Here is a 21537-nt window from a genome sequence, read left to right as displayed (position 1 = left end):
AGATTCAGCTTTGCTGGTGTATAAAAATTTTGCCGCTATAGTAATTTCTACTTTACACACTGCGGTGACGTTCTTCTTTTTTCACTCTGGCAATACACGGTAACTTATGACTCAGGATCAACACGCCCATCCTCGCCGGTTGAACCGGCAGGACTACAAAACGCTGTCTCTGGCTGCACTGGGTGGCGCGTTAGAGTTTTACGATTTTATTATTTTCGTCTTCTTTGCCGCCGTGATTGGCGATCTCTTCTTCCCGCCGGACATTCCTGAATGGCTACGGCAGGTTCAGACGTTCGGTATTTTCGCCGCAGGCTATCTGGCTCGTCCGCTGGGGGGCATCATCATGGCCCACTTTGGTGACAAGAGTGGACGTAAGAAAATGTTCAGCCTGAGCATATTGCTGATGGCGCTACCGACGCTGGCAATGGGTCTGTTGCCGACCTATGAAGCCATTGGTATTGCGGCACCGCTTTTACTGCTGTTAATGCGCGTGCTGCAAGGGGCGGCAATCGGTGGCGAAGTCCCCGGCGCATGGGTCTTCGTTGCGGAGCATGTGCCGCGCGCTCGTATTGGATTTGCCTGCGGTACGCTGACTGCCGGCTTGACGATGGGGATTTTGCTAGGCTCGCTGATCGCAACGTTGCTGAATACGGTGCTGACGCCAGAGCAGATGTCTGGCGGCGGCTGGCGTCTGCCGTTCTTCATTGGTGGGGTATTCGGCCTTATCGCCATGTATCTGCGCCGCTGGCTGCAGGAAACCCCCATTTTTATGGAAATGCGTGAGCAGAAAAAGCTGGCAGAAGAGCTGCCGCTGAAATCTGTCGTCTTAAATCATAAACGTGCGGTCGTGGTTTCAATGCTGCTGACCTGGCTGCTGTCTGCGTGCATCGTCGTCGTGATTCTGATGGCTCCGACCTACCTGCAAAAAGTCCACGGCATTCCTGCTGCGCTGGCATTGCAGGCGAACTGTCTGGCAACGATTGCGCTGATGGTGGGTTGCGTCGGTGCGGGGCTGTTGGTTGACCGCTTTGGTGCCAGCAAGCTGTTTATTGTGGGTAGCCTGTCGCTGGCCGCCTGTAGCTGGTTCTTTTATAGCTCGGCAGCAAGCAGTACGACGCTGCTCTTTGTCAGCTATGCGATTGTCGGGCTCAGCGTGGGTGTGGTGGGCGGTGTGCCTTATGTCATGGTGCGAGCGTTTCCGGCTGCGGTGCGGTTCTCAGGGATTTCTTTTTCCTACAACGTTTCCTATGCCATTTTCGGTGGCCTGACGCCTGTCTTCGTGACGCTGATTATGAAGGCGACGCCGATGGCACCGGCCTTCTATGTCCTGACGTTGGCCGCTGTGGGATTGCTGTTGGGTGTTTATTTGCAGCGCGATCTGGATGCTGACTCGCAGGTTTCGGCCGATAGCGAGGCGCGCGATCGTTCGCCTGTCGAAGTTTAAGCACGCTATTTCTCAAAAAATAGCGCGTCATCAAAAACAAACGAGCCCTGTCAATCTGACAGGGCTCGTTTGCATGTAAAGCAGGATTGGTCGGTACGGGTATGGCGTCAGAACTTAGTGAGATGCGCCACATGAACCAATTGGCAGTACGGTGCGGCCAAACTTCTCGTTCAGCACTTCAGCCATTGCCAGATAAATCGCGCTAGCGCCACAGATGATGCCTTCGTAACCCGCGAAGGTCAGCAGAGCGTGGTTGCCGGTAAAGTTACCCACAGCCAGCAGAGCAAACAGCACGGTCAGGCTACCGAAAACAAATTGCAGTGCGCGGTTGGTACCGAAGGTGCCGAAGAACATAAACAGTGTGAAGACGCCCCACAGGCCAAGGAATACGCCAAGGAACTGAGCATCGCTGGCTTCCGCCAGACCCATTTTTGGCAGCATCAGAATGGCAACCAGCGTCAGCCAGAATGCGCCATAAGACGTAAACGCCGTCACGCCAAACGTATTCCCTTTTTTATATTCCAGCAGGCCAGCCAGAATCTGGGCAATACCGCCGTAGAAGATACCCATGCTGAGAATGATGGAAGAAAGTGGGAAAAAGCCTGCGTTGTGCAGGTTCAACAGAATAGTGGTCATCCCGAAGCCCATCAGTCCTAATGGACCAGGATTTGCCAACGTGTTCGTGCTCATAAATCCTCTGCAATAACAGATTATTAATAGTCCCTTCGCGTCGGGCGCGGCATTAAGGTTAGCGAATGCGCCAATCACGTTGGGATAGGTGTCGTTTAGGTGTTATTGCCCGCCATTGTGTAGGGAAATGTCTCCATTTCTGCGGCGGGCGCGGCATCATATCGGGCGTTTGGAACGGACACAACATGGGGAAGGCAGAATAGTTTGATCGTACGAGGGGTAAAGGTCATTTTTTTTCATCTTCCCCCCTTGATGATAGAAATGTTGGCCCCATCTTATTTGCAACCGAAACAGTTTGACCTGCCGCAAAGGCGTGTGTCGGGCCGTTACATCGGTGGTTAGCATGAAAATGAAACGTGTGCTGCTGATGAAAAACGAGGGTGTGTTGTTGGAAAACGAGAAATCTTGTTGAAAAACGACATTTCGCCCGCACAGTGGGTTTAACCACCATACCGAATATGACTTTTTAGTGGAGATGTTTAGATGGGTAAGATTATTGGTATCGACCTGGGTACAACCAACTCTTGTGTCGCGATTATTGACGGTACTCAGGTAAAAGTACTGGAAAATAGCGAAGGCGATCGCACCACGCCTTCAATCATTGCTTATACGCAAGACGGTGAAACTCTGGTTGGCCAACCGGCTAAACGTCAGGCAGTGACCAACCCGAAAAATACACTGTTTGCTATCAAGCGTCTGATTGGCCGTCGTTTCAAAGACGAAGAAGTTCAGCGCGATTCCAACATCATGCCGTACAAAATCATCGCGGCAGATAATGGCGATGCATGGCTGGAAGTGAAAGATCAGAAAATGGCTCCGCCGCAGATTTCAGCTGAAGTGCTGAAAAAAATGAAGAAAACGGCGGAAGACTATCTGGGTGAGACCATCACCGAAGCGGTTATCACCGTACCAGCTTACTTCAACGATGCGCAGCGTCAGGCAACGAAAGATGCTGGTCGTATCGCGGGTCTGGAAGTCAAACGTATCATCAACGAACCGACAGCAGCTGCGCTGGCGTACGGTCTGGATAAAGAAGTCGGCAACCGCACCATCGCGGTTTACGACCTGGGCGGCGGTACGTTCGATATTTCCATCATCGAAATTGACGAAGTTGATGGCGAAAAAACCTTCGAAGTGCTGGCAACCAACGGTGACACTCACCTGGGTGGTGAAGACTTCGATAGCCGCATGATCAACTATCTGGTTGACGAATTTAAGAAAGAGCAAGGTTTCGACCTGCGCAACGATCCGCTGGCCATGCAGCGTCTGAAAGAAGCGGCAGAAAAAGCGAAGATCGAGCTGTCTTCTGCACAGCAGACCGATGTTAACCTGCCATACATCACGGCAGATGCGACCGGTCCTAAGCACCTGAACATCAAAGTGACCCGTGCAAAACTGGAATCACTGGTAGAAGAGCTGGTGAACCGTTCTCTGGAGCCGCTGAAAGTGGCATTGCAGGATGCTGGCCTGTCCGTTTCTGAAATTCAGGACGTGATTCTGGTTGGTGGTCAGACGCGTATGCCTCTGGTGCAGAAGAAAGTCGCTGACTTCTTCGGTAAAGAGCCGCGTAAAGACGTGAACCCGGACGAAGCGGTTGCTATTGGTGCAGCGGTTCAGGGCGGTGTCTTGTCGGGTGACGTGAAGGACGTTCTGCTGCTGGACGTAAGCCCGCTGTCTCTGGGTATCGAAACCATGGGCGGCGTGATGACTCCGTTGATCGCCAAAAACACGACGATCCCGACGAAACACAGTCAGGTATTCTCAACGGCGGAAGACAACCAGTCTGCGGTAACGATCCATGTTTTGCAGGGTGAACGTAAGCGTGCGCATGATAATAAATCGCTGGGTCAATTTAACCTGGATGGTATTCAGCCTGCGCCACGCGGTATGCCGCAGGTCGAAGTGACTTTCGATATTGACGCCGACGGTATCCTGCACGTTTCTGCGAAAGACAAAAACAGCGGTCGCGAGCAGAAAATCACCATCAAGGCATCTTCTGGTCTGAACGAAGAAGAAATCCAGAAAATGGTACGCGATGCTGAAGCAAACGCTGAAGCTGACCGTAAGTTTGAAGAACTGGTTCAGGCTCGTAACCAGGGTGATCACCTGCTGCACAGCACGCGTAAGCAGCTGGAAGAAGTGGGCGATAAACTGGCCGCTGAAGATAAAGCAGCTATTGACGACGCACTGAAAGCGCTGGAAAGCGCGCTGAAAGGTGAAGACAAAGCAGAAATCGAAGCGAAGATTCAGGCGCTGGTTCAGGTTTCTGGCAAGCTGCTGGAAGCGTCTCAGCCACAGCCAGGTGCTGAAGGTGGCGCTGATGATGCCTCTGCTCGTCGCGACGATGATGTTGTTGATGCTGAATTTGAAGAAGTAAAAGATAAAAAGTAATCGCCCTTGAGCGGGCGCAGTAGCAGCCACAAGGCTATTGCTGGCAATCAGCACGGGCGTCGAGGAAACTCTGCGCCCGTGCATGCATGTTGAGGGGCAGGAAAATAAATGGCGAAGCAAGATTATTACGAAAGCTTGGGCGTTGCTAAAAACGCGGATGAGCGCGAAATAAAGAAAGCGTACAAGCGTCTGGCGATGAAGTACCACCCGGATCGTAATCAGGGTGATAGCGAGGCAGAAGCCAAGTTTAAAGAGATCAAAGAAGCCTACGAGATCCTTACCGACTCGCAAAAACGCGCAGCCTACGATCAGTATGGCCATGCGGCGTTTGAGCAAGGTGGTATGGGCGGAGGCGGCGGTGGCTTTGGCGGCGGCGGTGCTGATTTTGGTGATATTTTTGGCGACGTGTTCGGAGACATCTTTGGCGGTGGTCGCCGTCAGCGCGCGAGCCGTGGATCCGATTTACGCTACAACATGGAGTTGACGCTGGAAGAAGCAGTACGTGGCGTCACCAAAGAGATCCGTATTCCCGCACTGGAAGAGTGTGATGTCTGCCACGGCAACGGTGCGAAGCCGGGTAGCTCCCCGATCACCTGTCCGACCTGTCATGGTAATGGTCAGGTTCAGATGCGTCAGGGCTTCTTTACCGTGCAGCAGGCGTGTCCACACTGTCATGGTCGCGGCAAGATCATTAAAGATCCGTGCATCAAATGTCACGGTCATGGTCGAGTAGAGAAGAGCAAAACGCTGTCGGTGAAAATTCCGGCGGGCGTGGACACCGGCGACCGTATCCGTTTGTCTGGTGAAGGCGAAGCGGGCGAGCACGGTGCACCGTCAGGTGATTTGTACGTTCAAGTGCAGGTTAAAGCGCACCCGATCTTCCAGCGTGAAGAAAACAACCTGTACTGCGAAGTGCCGATCAACTTTGCGATGGCAGCATTAGGCGGCGAGATTGAAGTCCCAACGCTGGATGGCCGAGTGAAGCTGAAAGTGCCTGCGGAAACGCAAACCGGGAAACTGTTCCGTATGCGTGGCAAAGGCGTGAAATCGGTACGCGGCGGTGCGCAGGGCGATCTGTTGTGCCGTGTGGTTGTAGAAACGCCGGTTAATTTGAACGAACGTCAAAGACAACTGCTGCAAGAGCTTGATGAGAGCTTCGGTGGCCCGTCTGGCGAGAGAAATAGTCCTCGCTCGAAAAATTTTTTCGATGGCGTGAAGAAATTTTTCGATGATTTAACCCGTTAATAGTTTGTCGTTAACGCGTGATAAGAAATCGGCGGGGTAAACCTGCCGGTTTTTTTATGACGGACATCCTTGTCCGTCACCTTACGGCGCTTGCTACGCAACGTTGAAAAACGCTCCCGACGTTTTTTTATTCCTTCCTCTAGATAGCCTCAATTCAATAGATCGTTTTTTACGATGATTAAGCCAGTTTTAATCTGCTTTTAACGAGTGGTTAGGTCGCGTAATCTTGCCAGCAAGAAAGCGAGCGTACGGTATTGGCATTCGTGCCTGATGGGAGATTAAGTTAGTGATAACAATGATTCGTCGCTTTATTCGATTGGATGCCGCCGCTGGTGTGATGCTAATGATGGCAACAGTTCTGGCGATCGCGTTTGCTAACTGGTCGGTGACTGCCGCTGGTTATCAACAATTCCTGATGATGCCGGTGGAAATGCGGTTTGGCGCACTGGAAATCAATAAGAACCTGCTGCTGTGGATTAACGATGGCCTGATGGCGATTTTCTTCCTGCTGATTGGTCTGGAAGTGAAACGCGAGCTCGTCGAAGGCTCGTTAGCCAGCCGCCAACAGGCGATGCTGCCACTGGCGGCTGCGGTAGGCGGAATGATTTTTCCTGCTTTGCTCTTTCTGCTTTTCAACGCGAATGATGAGGTGACGCGCGCTGGTTGGGCGATTCCTGCGGCGACAGATATCGCGTTCGCCATTGGTGTGCTGACGCTATTGGGCAAACGTGTTCCTGCTGGGCTGAAAGTCTTCCTGCTGGCGCTGGCGATCATTGACGATCTGGGAGCGATCCTGATCATTGCCCTGTTTTATACACAGCAGATCTTCTGGCCTGCGCTGGGCGGTGCAGTGCTGGCGATTGCGACGCTAGCCTATATGAACAGGCAGCAGGTTGGTAAAACCTCCGCCTATTTGCTGGTGGGGATCGTCTTGTGGGTCTGCATTCTAAAATGTGGCGTTCATGCGACGCTCGCTGGGGTGATCGTCGGCTTCTTTATTCCTTTACGTACGTCCAACGGGGAATCTTCTCCGGCAACCACGCTGGAACATGGCTTACAAACGTGGGTCGCGTTTCTGATTATTCCACTGTTTGCCTTCGCTAACGCAGGCATTGTGCTACAGGGGATTGTGCTGGAAAAACTGTTTTCCCCTTTGAGCCTTGGCATCGCTGCTGGGCTGCTGATCGGTAAACCGCTGGGCATTACCTTGTTCAGTTGGCTAACCATCCGACTGGGCTACGCTCGTCTGCCTGCTGGCGTCTGCTTTAGCCAGATCGTAGCGGTGTCGGTGCTGTGCGGTATCGGCTTTACCATGTCGATATTCATTACGCTACTGGCTTTCTCCGGCGGCGACGCGGAATTGATTACCTATGCCAAGCTGGGAATTCTGCTGGCATCGGGGCTGGCGGCGCTGCTTGGCTATCTGGCGCTACGCGGGGTGTTGCCTACGCTGGACAAGGCGATGCAACCGTGTAAGGGGTGATGCTATGCCAGAGGCGCGAAGAGGAGGCGGGTGTGTCTCATTTGAATTTTAATCATCTCTATTATTTCTGGCAGGTTTATAAGTCGGGATCCGTTGCTGGTGCGGCAGAAACGCTGTTCTTAACGCCGCAGACGATTACTGGGCAAATCAAATGCCTGGAAGAGCGCCTGCAAGGCAAGCTCTTCAAGCGCAAGGGACGGGGGCTGGAACCGACGGAGTTGGGGCAGCTTGTTTTTCGCTATGCGGATAGCATGTTCCAGCTTAGCCAGGAAATGTTGGATATTGTGAACTACCGCAAAGAATCGAACCTGTTATTCGATGTTGGTGTGGCAGATGCGCTGTCCAAACGGTTAGTGAGCAGGGTGCTCGAAACGGTCGTGACAGAACAGGAACATATTCATTTACGCTGTTTTGAGTCGACGCACGAAATGCTGCTGGAGCAGTTGAGCCAGCATAAGCTGGATATGATTCTGTCGGATTGTCCGGTGGATTCGACACAGCAGGAAGGGCTGTTTTCACTCAAGCTGGGTGAATGTGCGGTGAGCTTTTATTGTAAACGTCCGCAGCCTGAGCAGCCTTTTCCCGCTTGCCTTGAACAACGTAAGCTGCTGATTCCCGGGCGGCGAACCATGCTGGGACGGAAACTGCTGAACTGGTTTACTGCGCAGAATATTCAGACGACTATTTTGGGCGAATTTGATGATGCGGCGCTGATGACCGCGTTCGGCATTAATAACGATGCGATTTTCGTTGCACCGTCGCTGTATGCTAATGAAATCTACCAGCAGGGCGATATCGTCGAGATCGGCAGGATTGAGAACATTCAAGACGAGTATTATGCGATTTTTGCAGCCAGAATGATCCAGCACCCAGCGATGCAGCGCGTCTGTAACGCGGATTTTTCAGCGCTCTTTTGTGATACCGCAGACGCAAAAAAACCGGCCTAGGCCGGTTTTTTCTTAGCAACAACACGCAGATGCGTGATTATTGCATGGCGTTGATGCGCGCAACCAGATTGGATTTATGACGTGCAGCTTTGTTCTTGTGGATCAGGCCTTTACCAGCCTGGCGATCCACGATCGGTTGCATGTCATTAAATGCTTTCTGTGCCGCTTCTTTATCGCCAACAGCGATCGCCGCGTATACTTTCTTAATGAAAGTACGCATCATTGAGCGACGGCTTGCGTTATGCTTACGGCGCTTCTCAGATTGTACGGCGCGTTTCTTAGCTGATTTGATATTAGCCAAGGTCCAACTCCCAAATATATTCAATCGAGGACAATTCAAAGGCCGTGGAATATGCTCGTTTAGCCTTCGTTTGTCAATGGATTTGTGCAAATAAGCGTCGTTTGTACGTCGACACTTGTTACGTTGTGATGGCGCAGGATTTTAGCAGCTTCACGCGGTGGAATACAGCTTTTCGCATCATAAATTCATCCTGAATTTGATAAAGCCCTGTCTGTCATCGGTAAAGTCGGATTGCAAGTGCTGTCCGCCGTCTGGATATTCTGAGTATAGGCGTCATCCATCGATGATTCCGCTAAAAAACGTGCAAATACTGGCATGATTTACAAGGTGGCTGCAAAAGGCGCGAATCGCAGGTTAACCTTACTCGCTGTACAAGGTATAATCCGCCGGTTTCCATAATATTAACCCTTTGTTCTGGGCCAGCCATGCAGCTAATTCGCGGTATACACAATCTTCGGGCACACCATTACGGCTGTGTGCTCACTATTGGTAATTTTGACGGCGTGCACCTCGGACACCAAATGCTGCTTGAACGACTGAAGCAGGAAGGTCGCGCTCGTGGGTTACCAGTGATGGTCATGATTTTTGAACCACAGCCGCTGGAACTCTTCGCTGCAGAAAAAGCGCCCGCCCGTCTGACGCGTCTGCGTGACAAGGTGAAATATCTGGCGCAGGCCGGCGTGGACTATCTGTTGTGCGTCAGATTCGATGCGCGTTTTGCCGCCAATAATGCCGAGACGTTCGTTTCTTCCCTGCTGGTGAAAAAATTGGGCGTGAAGTTTCTGGTCGTGGGGGATGACTTCCGCTTCGGGGCTGGTCGTCAGGGCGATTTCCTGTTATTACAGAAGGCTGGGCGTGAGTCGGGATTTGATGTCATCAGCACCGATTCATTCTGTAACGGCGGCAAACGGGTGAGCAGCACTGGCGTACGTGAGGCGCTCAGTCGCGATGAACTTGAGCTGGCAGAAAGCCTGCTGGGCCATCCTTACAGCATTTCAGGGCGCGTGGAACATGGCAAAGAATTGGGGCGAACCATTGGGTTCCCTACCGCCAACCTGCCGCTGAAACGTCAGGTTTCCCCTGTTAGCGGCGTATATGCCGTCAGCGTTTATGGGCTGGGGCAAGAACCGCTACTGGGCGTTGCCAATATTGGCACGCGTCCAACCGTAAACGGTGACAAACGCCAGCAGCTTGAAGTGCATTTGCTGGACGTGACGATGAACCTCTATGGTCGTCATATTGAAGTCGTACTGCGTAAAAAGATCCGTAATGAACAGCGTTTTGCTTCGCTCGATGCGTTAAAACAGCAAATCGCCGATGATGTGGTGACAGCCCGAACGTTCTTCGGGTTAAAGACACCGGTTTAATTTTTCTAGCCGAAACGAAATCGAGAATCTAATGAGTGACTATAAGACTACCCTGAACTTGCCGGAAACAGGGTTCCCGATGCGTGGCGATCTGGCCAAGCGCGAACCTGACATGCTGAAACGTTGGTATGAGCAGGATCTGTACGGGATTATTCGCAATGCGAAGAAGGGAAAGAAGACCTTCATTCTGCACGATGGCCCTCCGTACGCGAACGGCAACATTCACATTGGTCACTCAGTTAACAAGATTCTGAAAGATATTATCGTTAAATCGAAAGGCCTGTCTGGTTACGATTCCCCTTATGTGCCGGGCTGGGACTGCCACGGTCTGCCGATTGAACTGAAAGTAGAACAGCTGATCGGTAAGCCAGGTGAGAAAGTCAGCGCCGCAGAATTCCGCGCTGAGTGCCGTAAATATGCGGCAGAGCAGGTTGCGGGTCAGAAAGCCGATTTTATTCGTCTTGGCGTGCTGGGCGATTGGGATCGTCCTTACCTGACGATGGATTTCAAAACTGAAGCTAACATCATTCGTGCGCTGGGCCGCATCATTGAAAACGGTCATCTGCACAAGGGTGCTAAGCCGGTTCACTGGTGTGCCGACTGTGGTTCCGCGCTGGCGGAAGCGGAAGTCGAATATTACGACAAAACGTCTCCATCCATTGATGTCGCGTTTAACGCCAGCGATGTGGCGGCGGTATTAGCCAAATTCGGCGTGAAGAGCGTAGATGGCCCTGTTTCGCTGGTGATCTGGACGACGACGCCGTGGACACTGCCGGCAAACCGTGCGATCTCGCTGAATGCGGAGTTCGATTATCAGCTGGTGCAGATTGACGGTCAGGCGCTGATTCTGGCGACCGATCTGGTTGAAAGCGTGATGAAACGCGCAGGTGTGACCCAGTGGCAAGTGCTGGGCGACTGCAAAGGCGCGGAACTTGAGCTGCTGCGTTTCAAACATCCATTCTTGAACTTTGACGTACCGGCCATTCTGGGCGAGCACGTGACGTTGGATGCAGGTACCGGTGCGGTGCATACCGCCGGTGGCCACGGTCCTGACGACTATGTGATCAGCCAGAAATACAATCTGGAAATCGCTAACCCAGTTGGGCCGAATGGCTGCTACCTGAGCGGTACCTATCCTGAACTGGATGGCAAATTCGTTTTCAAAGCTAACGATTTGATCGTTGAAATCCTGCGTGAAAAAGGCATGTTGCTGCACGTAGAGAAATTGCAGCACAGCTACCCGTGCTGCTGGCGCCATAAGTCGCCGATCATTTTCCGTGCGACGCCACAATGGTTTGTCAGCATGGATCAGAAAGGCCTGCGTAAGCAGTCGCTGTCTGAAATTAAAGGCGTGCAGTGGATCCCGGATTGGGGCCAGGCGCGTATCGAAGCGATGGTCGCCAACCGTCCTGACTGGTGTATCTCCCGTCAGCGTACCTGGGGCGTGCCAATGTCGCTGTTCGTCCACAAAGAGACGGAAGAGCTGCATCCACGTACCGCTGAGCTGATTGAAGCGGTGGCGAAACGTGTTGAAGCCGACGGCATCCAGGCATGGTGGGATCTCGATCCGGCCGACGTGCTGGGCGCAGATGCTGACAACTACGTCAAAGTACCAGATACACTGGACGTGTGGTTCGATTCTGGATCGACGCATGCGTCCGTGGTAGATGTTCGCCCTGAATTTAGCGGTCATGAAGCGGATATGTATTTGGAAGGTTCCGACCAGCATCGTGGTTGGTTCATGTCCTCCCTGATGATCTCCACCGCGATCAAAGGCAAAGCGCCTTACCGTCAGGTGCTGACTCACGGTTTCACCGTTGATGGTCAGGGTCGCAAGATGTCCAAATCGATCGGGAATACCGTCAGCCCGCAGGACGTGATGAACAAGCTCGGTGCCGACATTCTGCGCCTGTGGATCGGTTCAACGGATTACTCCGGTGAAATCGCCGTATCTGATGAGATCCTGAAGCGTTCTGCCGATGCCTATCGCCGTATTCGTAACACCGCGCGTTTCCTGCTGGCGAACCTGAACGGGTTCGATCCACAGAAAGATAGCGTGAAACCAGAAGACATGGTTGTGCTGGATCGCTGGGCGGTTAGCTGTGCGAAAGCCGCGCAGGAAGAGATCCTTGAAGCGTATGAAAGCTATGATTTCCATCGCGTCGTACAGCGTCTGATGCAGTTCTGCTCGATCGAGATGGGATCCTTCTATCTGGATATCATTAAAGATCGTCAGTACACGGCAAAAAGCGACAGCGTTGCACGCCGTAGCTGCCAGACTGCGCTATTCCATATCTCAGAAGCGCTGGTACGTTGGATGGCACCGATTATGTCCTTCACCGCGGATGAGATCTGGAACTACCTGCCGGGCGAGCGTGCGCAGTACGTCTTTACCGAAGAGTGGTATGACGGTCTGTTCGCGCTGGATAGCGCAGAAACCATGAACGATGCGTTCTGGGCGGATGTTCTGAAAGTGCGTAGCGAAGTGAACAAAGTCATCGAGCAGGCGCGTAATGACAAACGCATCGGTGGATCGCTGGAAGCTTCCGTTACGCTGTACGCCGATGCCAATCTGGCAGGCAAGTTGAACCAGCTGCGTCAGGAACTGCATTTCGCGCTGTTGACGTCAAAAGCGCTGGTGGAACGTTATGAAAATGCGCCGGATAGCGCGCAGGCAACGGAACTCACCGGACTGAAAATTGCCTTAAGTGAAGCAGAAGGGCACAAGTGTCCACGCTGCTGGCATTACGAGACGGATATCGGTAGCAATGCCGAGCATCCTGAAGTGTGTGGTCGCTGTGCGACTAACGTGGGCGGTAACGGCGAAGAGCGTAAATTTGTCTGATGAATAAGATCTGTTCGAGTGGACTGCGCTGGCTTTGGCTGGCGATACTGGTTTTAATTGTCGATCTTGGCAGCAAACAGTGGATCCTTGCCCACTTTGCGCTGGGGGATACGGTGCCAGTGATGCCTTCTCTGAATCTGCATTACGCCCGTAACTACGGCGCAGCATTCAGCTTCCTGGCGGATAAAGGCGGCTGGCAACGCTGGTTCTTTGCTGGCATCGCGATTGCTATCGTGGTTGCACTGCTGGTGATGATGTACCGTGGCAGCGTCAAACAGCGGCTCAATAACATTGCGTATTCGCTGATTATCGGTGGCGCATTGGGCAATCTGTTCGACCGGACATGGCACGGATTTGTTGTCGATTTCATCGACTTCTATGTCGGTGACTGGCACTTCGCCACCTTTAACCTTGCCGATACCGCTATCTGTATTGGTGCGGCGCTCATCGTACTGGAAGGATTTTTCAGTACGCATGATGATACTGATACCGTTAAGCAAAAGGGTCACTGATGTCCGAGAGTGTTCAGCATAACAGCGCGCTGCTGGTGCATTTTATCCTGACGCTGGAGGATGGCTCTGCGGCCGAATCCACGCGTGAGCGCGGCAAGCCAGCGCTGTTTCGCCTTGGCGACGGCAGCCTGTCTGACGCGTTGGAACAACAGCTGTTGGGATTGCAGCGTGGTGATAAACGCAAGTTTACGCTGCCGCCAGAGTCGGCCTTTGGGCCGACCAATCCGAACCTGATCCAGTTCTTCCTGCGCCGTGATTTCGCCCAGACCGGTGTGCCGGATGTTGGCACCATCATGCTGTTCAGCGGCGTTGCCGGAAATGATATGCCGGGGATTATCCGCGATGTGACCGAAGAATCGGTCACTGTGGATTTTAATCACCCGCTATCTGGTCAGGCGATTACCTTCGATCTTGAAGTGCTGGATATCGATCCCGTACAACAGGAGGTGACACATGCAGATCCTGCTGGCTAATCCGCGCGGCTTTTGTGCCGGTGTCGATCGGGCTATCAGCATTGTGGAACGTGCACTGGAGCTTTTTGGTACGCCGATTTACGTCCGTCATGAAGTAGTACATAACCGCTATGTGGTTAACGGATTACGCGAACGTGGCGCGATTTTTATTGAGCAGATTGAAGACGTGCCGGATGGTGCGATTCTGATTTTCTCTGCACATGGCGTTTCACAAGCGGTACGTAATGAAGCCAAAAACCGCGATCTGACGGTATTCGATGCAACCTGTCCGCTAGTGACCAAGGTGCATATGGAAGTGGCCAGAGCCAGTAAGAAAGGCGTAGAAGCGATTCTTATCGGGCATGCCGGACACCCTGAAGTTGAAGGGACGATGGGGCAGTACAGCAATGCGGAGGGTGGCATGTATCTGGTGGAATCCCCCGAGGATGTCTGGCAGCTACAGGTAAAAGACGAAAGCAATCTGTGCTTTATGACGCAAACCACGCTTTCTGTTGATGATACTTATGCGGTGATTGATGCGTTGCGTGAGCGTTTTCCGCAGATTGTCGGCCCGCGTAAAGATGACATCTGCTATGCCACGACCAATCGTCAGGAAGCCGTTCGCCATTTATCAGATAAGGCGGATGTGGTTTTTGTCGTCGGCTCTAAAAACTCTTCAAACTCCAACCGCCTTGCTGAATTGGCACAACGTGCGGGGAAAGCGGCTTATCTGATTGATTCAGCGGAAGATATCCAGGAGTCATGGGTAGCGGGCGCTTCGCATGTTGGGGTGACCGCAGGCGCATCGGCACCGGATATTCTGGTACAACAGGTGATCCAGCGCCTGAAAGAATTGGGCGGCAAGGTGGCAATTGAAATGCAAGGGCGTGAAGAAAACATCGTCTTTGAAGTGCCAAAAGAGTTGCGTGTTGAAGTCAAACAGATAGATTAATGCTGTTTCTGCGGTAGGGCTAGGCTAAAGCCCTATCGCTTTTATCCCCTTCCGTTTTCTTTCCCCTATATTCACTCATGAAAATGTTAATGCATAAAAATGAATTTTTATGCGTTATGCCATGTGGCTTGTTTTTTAACCGCTTGTATTTATCTTCAAATACCTTACGGCTTTTCATCGCTCTGAGCGCCATTCTGATACCTTTGGTTAGACAGTTTTGCTGATTTTCTGCGGCTTCAAACAGTATTTTCTAATCTGGCGGTAAATCCGCTGGCGATAGTGCGCAGCGCCCGTTAACCTGATGTTATTTTTATGTCGTCAGGATCAAAAAGAGAGAGACATTATGAAGGATTCATCCATCCGTATTGCGGTTGTAGGCGCGGGCGGCCGTATGGGACGCCAGCTGATTCAGGCTATCGAGCAAATGGACGGCGTGGTATTGGGCGCGGCGCTGGAGCGTTCTGGTTCGTCTCTGATAGGAAGCGATGCCGGTGAACTTGCTGGGCTGGGGAAAAGCGGTATTACCGTGAATGAAAGCCTGGATGCCGTGCAGAATGATTTCGATATTTTGATCGACTTCACCCGCCCGGAAGGCACATTAGCGCATTTGGTGTTTTGCCGTCAGCACCGTAAAGGCATGATTATTGGGACTACCGGCTTTGATGACGCAGGAAAGGCGGCGATTAAGCAGGCTGCGCAGGATATCGGCATTGTGTTTGCGGCGAACTTCAGCGTTGGCGTCAATGTCATGTTGAAGCTGCTGGAAAAAGCGGCCAAAGTCATGGGCGACTATACTGATATCGAAATCATTGAAGCACACCACCGCCACAAAGTGGATGCGCCATCGGGTACCGCACTGGCGATGGGCGAAGCGATCGCTGATGCGCTGGGACGCGATCTGAAGTCCTGTGCCGTGTACGCGCGTGAAGGCTACACCGGTGAACGCGATCCGAAAAGCATTGGTTTTGCGACCGTGCGAGCGGGCGATATCGTCGGTGAACATACGGCGATGTTTGCTGATGTAGGTGAGCGCGTTGAGATTACCCACAAGGCATCCAGCCGCATGACATTTGCTAATGGTGCAGTAAGAGCTGCAATCTGGATTAGTGCGAAAGAAAGTGGCCTTTTTGATATGAGAGATGTGCTTTCTTTGGATGATTTGTAGTATTTTATTTTTTTATAAATAGTTTATCTAACTGAAAAAGGTGGGTGTTTTTACGTTCACCTTTATTTTTATCGTTTTGGCTTCTTTTTTCTATCATCATTGGTGTTTGTTTGTGTTTTATTCTGTTTTTTAGTGATGATTTTCCCTCCTTACTCCCAAAATGTCCTTTGCTGGTGATTTGTTACTCTTATTTTAGCAATGTTGTCTCGCAACCGTTTACTTATCTCAGTTGATAGGGTTTTTTACGTCAGTGGGCGACTATTTATTTCGGAAAGCATAAAAATAAGAGAAAAAAAGCGGTTTGGGTAGACAATCAGGAAGACCATCATTAAAATGCGCCCAATTTGCCAAAAATTGGCCTTACAGGTAGTTTTTGCATTGATTTAGTGGCTCGAATCTGAATTAATATGCAAATAACGTGATTGTTTATTCCTTGGAGGGTGTTTTGATTAAGTCAGCGCTATTGGTTCTGGAAGACGGAACCCAATTCCACGGTCGGGCCATTGGGGCAGAAGGGTCGGCAGTGGGGGAAGTGGTCTTCAATACGTCGATGACCGGTTATCAAGAAATCCTTACTGATCCTTCCTATTCCCGCCAGATTGTCACTCTCACTTATCCCCATATCGGTAATGTCGGCGCCAATGCCAACGATGAAGAATCCCCCTCTGTACAGGCTCAAGGTCTGGTTATTCGCGATTTACCTCTGATTGCCAGCAACTACCGCAGTGAAGAAAGCCTGTCTGAATACCTCAAACGCAACAACATCGTCGCCATTGCTGATATCGATACCCGTAAGCTGACCCGTCTGCTGCGTGAAAAAGGCGCACAGAATGGCTGCATCATTGCGGGTGATGCACCGGATGCTGCCGTCGCGCTGGAGAAAGCGAAAGCGTTCCCAGGGCTGAAGGGCATGGATCTGGCAAAAGAAGTCACGACGGCAGAAAGCTACAGCTGGTTACAGGGAAGCTGGACGCTGGAAGGCGAATTGCCGGCGGCGAAAAACGAAAGCGAGCTGCCTTACCACGTTGTCGCTTATGACTACGGTGTGAAACGCAACATTCTGCGTATGCTGGTGGATCGCGGCTGTCGCCTGACGGTTGTTCCGGCGCAGACACCTGCTGAGGACGTACTGAAGCTGAATCCAGATGGTATTTTCCTCTCTAACGGCCCAGGCGACCCGGAACCGTGCGACTACGCGATTCGTGCGATCAAAACCTTCCTGGAAACGGATATTCCGGTATTCGGTATCTGTCTGGGTCACCAACTGCTGGCACTGGCGAGCGGTGCCAAGACCATCAAAATGAAGCTGGGTCACCACGGTGGCAACCATCCGGTCAAAGATCTGGATAACAACTGTGTGATGATTACCGCGCAGAACCACGGCTTTGCGGTTGATGAAAATAATCTGCCTGCCACGCTGCGCGTCACGCACAAATCCCTGTTTGACCATACGGTTCAGGGGATTCACCGCACGGATAAGCCAGCGTTCAGCTTCCAGGGGCACCCAGAAGCGAGCCCAGGCCCGCACGATGCCGCGCCGCTGTTCGACCACTTTATTGACTTGATTCAGACTTACCGTTCTTCAGCTAAATAATCAGGAGCGAGAAAATGCCAAAACGTACAGATATTAAAAGCATCCTGATTCTGGGCGCCGGCCCGATTGTTATCGGCCAGGCGTGTGAGTTTGACTACTCGGGTGCACAGGCGTGTAAAGCACTGCGTGAAGAGGGTTACCGCGTTATTCTGGTGAACTCCAACCCGGCAACCATCATGACCGACCCGGAAATGGCCGATGCGACCTATATCGAGCCGATTCACTGGGAAGTGGTACGCAAAATCATTGAAAAAGAGCGTCCAGATGCAGTGCTGCCAACGATGGGCGGCCAGACTGCGCTGAACTGTGCGCTGGAACTGGAACGTCAGGGCGTGCTGGCTGAATTCGGCGTCACCATGATTGGTGCAACGGCGGATGCGATTGATAAAGCAGAAGACCGCCGCCGCTTCGACGTGGCGATGAAGAAAATCGGTCTGGATACTGCGCGTTCCGGTATTGCACACAATATGGAAGAAGCGCTGGCCGTTGCGGCTGACGTCGGCTTCCCATGCATTATCCGTCCTTCCTTTACGATGGGCGGCACCGGTGGCGGTATCGCTTACAACCGTGAAGAGTTCGAAGAGATCTGTGAGCGCGGACTGGATCTTTCTCCAACCAAAGAGCTGTTGATCGATGAATCGCTGATTGGTTGGAAAGAGTATGAGATGGAAGTGGTGCGTGATAAGAACGACAACTGCATCATCGTCTGCTCAATCGAAAACTTCGATGCGATGGGGATCCACACTGGAGACTCCATCACCGTCGCCCCTGCACAAACGCTGACCGATAAAGAATATCAAATCATGCGTAACGCCTCGATGGCGGTACTGCGTGAAATCGGCGTAGAAACGGGCGGTTCTAACGTTCAGTTCTCGGTAAACCCGAAAACGGGCCGTCTGATTGTTATCGAAATGAACCCGCGTGTATCACGTTCTTCCGCGCTGGCGTCTAAAGCGACAGGCTTCCCGATTGCGAAAATCGCGGCTAAGTTGGCTGTAGGTTACACGCTTGATGAGCTGATGAACGACATCACTGGTGGCCGTACGCCAGCGTCCTTCGAACCTGCTATCGACTACGTTGTCACTAAGATTCCGCGTTTCAACTTCGAGAAATTCGCTGGTGCCAACGACCGTCTGACCACGCAGATGAAATCTGTGGGCGAAGTGATGGCAATTGGCCGTACGCAGCAGGAATCCTTACAGAAAGCGCTGCGCGGTCTGGAAGTGGGCGCAACTGGCTTCGATCCGAAAGTGGATCTGGACGACCCAGAAGCGCTGACCAAAATCCGCCGCGAGCTGAAAGATGCCGGTGCCGAGCGTATCTGGTACATCGCTGATGCCTTCCGCGCGGGGATGTCTGTCGACGGCGTATTTAACCTGACCAACGTCGATCGCTGGTTCCTGGTGCAGATTGAAGAGCTGGTGCGTTTGGAAGAGCAGGTCGCTGAAAAAGGCGCAACCGCTCTGGATGCCGATTTCCTGCGTACGCTGAAGCGTAAAGGCTTTGCCGATGCGCGTCTGGCGAAACTGGCTGGCGTGGCGGAAAGCGAAATTCGCAAACTGCGCGATAAATTCGACCTGCATCCGGTCTATAAGCGTGTCGATACCTGTGCGGCAGAATTCGCGACCGATACGGCTTACATGTACTCCACGTATGAAGAAGAGTGTGAAGCTAATCCGACTCAGGATCGTGACAAAATCATGGTACTGGGCGGCGGGCCGAACCGTATTGGTCAAGGGATCGAATTTGACTACTGCTGCGTCCACGCTTCACTGGCGCTGCGTGAAGATGGTTATGAAACCATCATGGTTAACTGCAATCCAGAGACCGTTTCAACAGACTACGATACGTCAGACCGCCTGTACTTCGAGCCGGTAACGTTTGAAGATGTGCTGGAAATCGTCCGTATTGAGAAGCCAAAAGGCGTGATCGTGCAGTATGGTGGTCAAACGCCTCTGAAGCTGGCGCGTGCGCTGGAAGCGGCGGGTGTGCCGGTTATCGGCACCAGCCCGGACGCCATTGACCGTGCAGAAGACCGTGAGCGCTTCCAACAGGCTGTAAATCGTCTGGGTCTGAAGCAACCGGCTAACGCCACGGTCGCGACCATTGAGCAAGCGGTAGAAAAAGCGCGTGGCATCGGTTATCCGCTGGTTGTCCGTCCTTCTTATGTTCTGGGCGGTCGCGCGATGGAAATCGTGTACGACGAAATTGACCTGCGTCGCTACTTCCAAAACGCCGTTAGCGTATCTAACGATGCGCCGGTGCTGTTAGACCGCTTCCTTGACGATGCCATCGAAGTTGACGTTGATGCGATTTGTGACGGTGAGCGCGTGCTGATTGGCGGCATTATGGAGCACATCGAGCAGGCGGGCGTTCACTCCGGTGACTCGGCTTGTTCACTGCCAGCTTACACGCTGAGTAAAGAAATTCAGGACGTAATGCGTCAGCAGGTTGAAAAACTGGCGTTTGAACTCTGTGTTCGCGGCCTGATGAACGTGCAGTTCGCAGTGAAAGATAACGAAGTTTATCTGATTGAAGTGAACCCGCGCGCGGCGCGTACCGTACCGTTTGTTTCGAAAGCGACCGGTGTTCCGTTGGCGAAAGTCGCGGCACGCGTGATGGCAGGCAAAACGCTGGCTGAGCAGGGCGTCACGAAAGAAATTATCCCGCCGTATTACTCCGTAAAAGAAGTGGTGCTGCCGTTCAACAAGTTCCCTGGCGTTGACCCGATTCTGGGGCCAGAAATGCGTTCGACCGGTGAAGTCATGGGCGTTGGCCGCACGTTTGCTGAAGCGTTTGCTAAAGCGATGTTGGGCAGTAATTCACACATGAAGAAAACCGGACGCGCACTGCTGTCAGTACGTGAAGGCGATAAAGGTCGCGTGGTCGATTTAGCTGCTAAGTTGTTGAAGCACGGTTTTGAGCTGGATGCGACGCACGGCACGGCGATTGAACTGGGTGAAGCAGGTATTAACCCGCGTCTGGTGAACAAGGTGCATGAAGGTCGTCCGCACATTCAGGACCGCATCAAGAACGGTGAGTACACCTACATCGTCAACACCACCGCAGGACGTCAGGCGATTGAAGATTCCAAGCTGATTCGCCGCAGCGCGCTGCAATACAAGGTGCACTACGACACCACGCTGAACGGTGGTTTCGCCACGGCCATGTCGTTGACGGCAGATCCGACGGAGAAGGTGACTTCCGTACAGGAAATGCATGCGATGATTAAAGGCTGATTGACCGACTTCGGTTGGCAGTAAGCGGATAATAAAAGCCAGCGTTGGTAACAGCGCTGGCTTTTTTAATTCGGAAATCCCCGGATAGCAGGGCTGGTTTCAGCGAGTAGCCGTATATTCTCTTGCTGAAACCGCGTGAGTACCGTGAATCCAGAGGTGTTATGTCCAGAACGCAGCGTTTGCTCGAACTTTTACAGCTATTACGTCATCACCGTTTTCCTGTGACGGGAGCATACCTTGCGGAAAAACTAGGTGTAAGCCAACGCACCCTCTACCGGGATATTGCCACGCTGCAATTGCAGGGGGCGCATATTGAGGGGGAGGCAGGCTTAGGATATATCTTGCGTCCTGGGTTCATGCTACCCCCACTGATGTTTTCAGAAGAGGAAATTGAAGCATTGGTGTTGGGCACGCGCTGGGTCGTCCGAAGAACAGATGAGCGTTTGGCGGGCGCGGCCCGTAATGCATTGATGAAGATTGCTGCGGTATTACCGCCAGAGTTGCGCCACGAGCTTGATTCTTCTGGGTTATTAGTGGGGAAGGCGGAATGTACCCCCGCAGTGGTTATCGATTTATCCGCTTTGCGTCACGCTATCCGGGCGGAGCGTCGTACGGAGATTGCTTATTGCGACCTTCAGGGCGATGAGTCTCTCCGCATTATCTGGCCGTTCGCATTAGGATTTTTCGATCAAACCCACGTGATTGCCGCCTGGTGTGAGCTTCGTCAGCAGTTTCGTCATTTCAAGGCTGAACGTATCCGCAGCATGACGGTTTTGGATCAGCGTTATCCCCGCCGTCGCCAGCAGTTATTAAAAGAGTGGCATGAAAAAGAAGACATTCCTCAGCAGTAATGGCTACTGACAAAAATTGACAGCAGTGCGTACTACGATGCATTCAGGCAAGCAGAAGC

Annotated in this window: 16 protein-coding genes; 14 read left to right on the top strand and 2 right to left on the bottom strand. The window is 52.3% G+C overall.

All coding sequences use genetic code 11. The features are described from left to right. Positions 1-106 precede the first annotated feature (106 nt). Entirely contained in the window at positions 107-1444 is a 1338-nt protein-coding gene (locus tag K7X24_RS07620) for an MFS transporter (RefSeq protein WP_103942193.1), read from the top strand. A 114-nt stretch (positions 1445-1558) separates the two neighbouring features. Here the strand turns inward: K7X24_RS07620 and satP are convergent, their stop codons facing one another. Then, a complete protein-coding gene (satP, locus tag K7X24_RS07615) occupies positions 1559-2134 on the bottom strand; it encodes an acetate uptake transporter (protein ID WP_010300482.1) in 576 nt (191 codons plus the stop codon). 483 nt (positions 2135-2617) lie between these two features. Between satP and dnaK the strand changes: the two genes are divergently transcribed. The 4 genes from dnaK to nhaR all read left to right on the top strand — a co-directional run bounded on the left by dnaK (position 2618) and on the right by nhaR (position 8200). After that, complete coding sequence (gene dnaK / locus K7X24_RS07610) at positions 2618-4525, top strand: molecular chaperone DnaK (protein WP_224554043.1); 1908 nt, start codon at positions 2618-2620, stop codon at positions 4523-4525. A 108-nt stretch (positions 4526-4633) separates the two neighbouring features. Then, a complete protein-coding gene (gene dnaJ / locus K7X24_RS07605; protein ID WP_224554041.1) occupies positions 4634-5770 on the top strand; it encodes a molecular chaperone DnaJ in 1137 nt (378 codons plus the stop codon). Positions 5771-6056: 286 nt separating this feature from the next. Further along, entirely contained in the window at positions 6057-7253 is a 1197-nt protein-coding gene (gene nhaA, locus K7X24_RS07600) for a Na+/H+ antiporter NhaA (protein ID WP_224554039.1), read from the top strand. A gap of 32 nt (positions 7254-7285) precedes the next feature. After that, on the top strand, positions 7286-8200 hold the full coding sequence (gene nhaR / locus K7X24_RS07595; protein WP_224554037.1) for a transcriptional activator NhaR: 915 nt from the start codon (positions 7286-7288) through the stop codon (positions 8198-8200). Positions 8201-8237: 37 nt separating this feature from the next. Here nhaR and rpsT read toward each other — a convergent pair whose 3' ends face one another. Beyond that, positions 8238-8501: a 30S ribosomal protein S20 gene (gene rpsT / locus K7X24_RS07590; protein WP_010306720.1), complete on the bottom strand. Its 264-nt coding sequence runs from the start codon at positions 8499-8501 to the stop codon at positions 8238-8240. A gap of 425 nt (positions 8502-8926) precedes the next feature. Here rpsT and ribF point away from each other — a divergent pair, with 425 nt between their 5' ends. From ribF to K7X24_RS07545, 9 genes are all read left to right on the top strand, one after another. Continuing rightward, the gene (gene ribF, locus K7X24_RS07585; RefSeq protein WP_224554035.1) at positions 8927-9868 is read left to right on the top strand and encodes a bifunctional riboflavin kinase/FAD synthetase; all 942 of its coding nucleotides are present in this window, start codon (positions 8927-8929) and stop codon (positions 9866-9868) included. Between the two features lie 31 nt (positions 9869-9899). Continuing rightward, positions 9900-12713 carry an isoleucine--tRNA ligase gene (ileS, locus tag K7X24_RS07580; RefSeq protein ID WP_224554032.1) on the top strand — a complete coding sequence of 938 codons (2814 nt, stop codon included), beginning with the start codon at positions 9900-9902 and terminating at the stop codon, positions 12711-12713. Further along, complete coding sequence (lspA, locus tag K7X24_RS07575; RefSeq protein WP_094371036.1) at positions 12710-13225, top strand: signal peptidase II; 516 nt, start codon at positions 12710-12712, stop codon at positions 13223-13225. Before ileS ends, lspA begins: the two co-directional genes overlap by 4 nt. Then, positions 13225-13698 (top strand): FKBP-type peptidyl-prolyl cis-trans isomerase, encoded by a 474-nt coding sequence (fkpB, locus tag K7X24_RS07570; protein ID WP_010306705.1) that lies wholly within the window; start codon positions 13225-13227, stop codon positions 13696-13698. Before lspA ends, fkpB begins: the two co-directional genes overlap by 1 nt. After that, complete coding sequence (ispH, locus tag K7X24_RS07565; RefSeq protein ID WP_010306701.1) at positions 13679-14629, top strand: 4-hydroxy-3-methylbut-2-enyl diphosphate reductase; 951 nt, start codon at positions 13679-13681, stop codon at positions 14627-14629. Before fkpB ends, ispH begins: the two co-directional genes overlap by 20 nt. 343 nt (positions 14630-14972) lie before the next feature. Next, positions 14973-15794, top strand: coding sequence for a 4-hydroxy-tetrahydrodipicolinate reductase (gene dapB / locus K7X24_RS07560; RefSeq protein ID WP_224554029.1), 822 nt, complete (start codon positions 14973-14975; stop codon positions 15792-15794). A gap of 445 nt (positions 15795-16239) precedes the next feature. Beyond that, positions 16240-17388, top strand: a complete 1149-nt coding sequence (gene carA, locus K7X24_RS07555) for a glutamine-hydrolyzing carbamoyl-phosphate synthase small subunit (RefSeq protein ID WP_010306691.1) — start codon at positions 16240-16242, stop codon at positions 17386-17388. Positions 17389-17402: 14 nt separating this feature from the next. After that, on the top strand, positions 17403-20627 hold the full coding sequence (gene carB, locus K7X24_RS07550; RefSeq protein ID WP_039469990.1) for a carbamoyl-phosphate synthase large subunit: 3225 nt from the start codon (positions 17403-17405) through the stop codon (positions 20625-20627). A 161-nt stretch (positions 20628-20788) separates the two neighbouring features. Beyond that, on the top strand, positions 20789-21478 hold the full coding sequence (locus K7X24_RS07545; RefSeq protein ID WP_224554027.1) for a helix-turn-helix transcriptional regulator: 690 nt from the start codon (positions 20789-20791) through the stop codon (positions 21476-21478). Positions 21479-21537 lie beyond the last annotated feature (59 nt).

Source organism: Pectobacterium versatile (assembly GCF_020166435.1).
In the GTDB taxonomy this organism is placed as follows: domain Bacteria; phylum Pseudomonadota; class Gammaproteobacteria; order Enterobacterales; family Enterobacteriaceae; genus Pectobacterium; species Pectobacterium versatile.
This window is presented reverse-complemented; position numbering and strand designations above follow the sequence as displayed.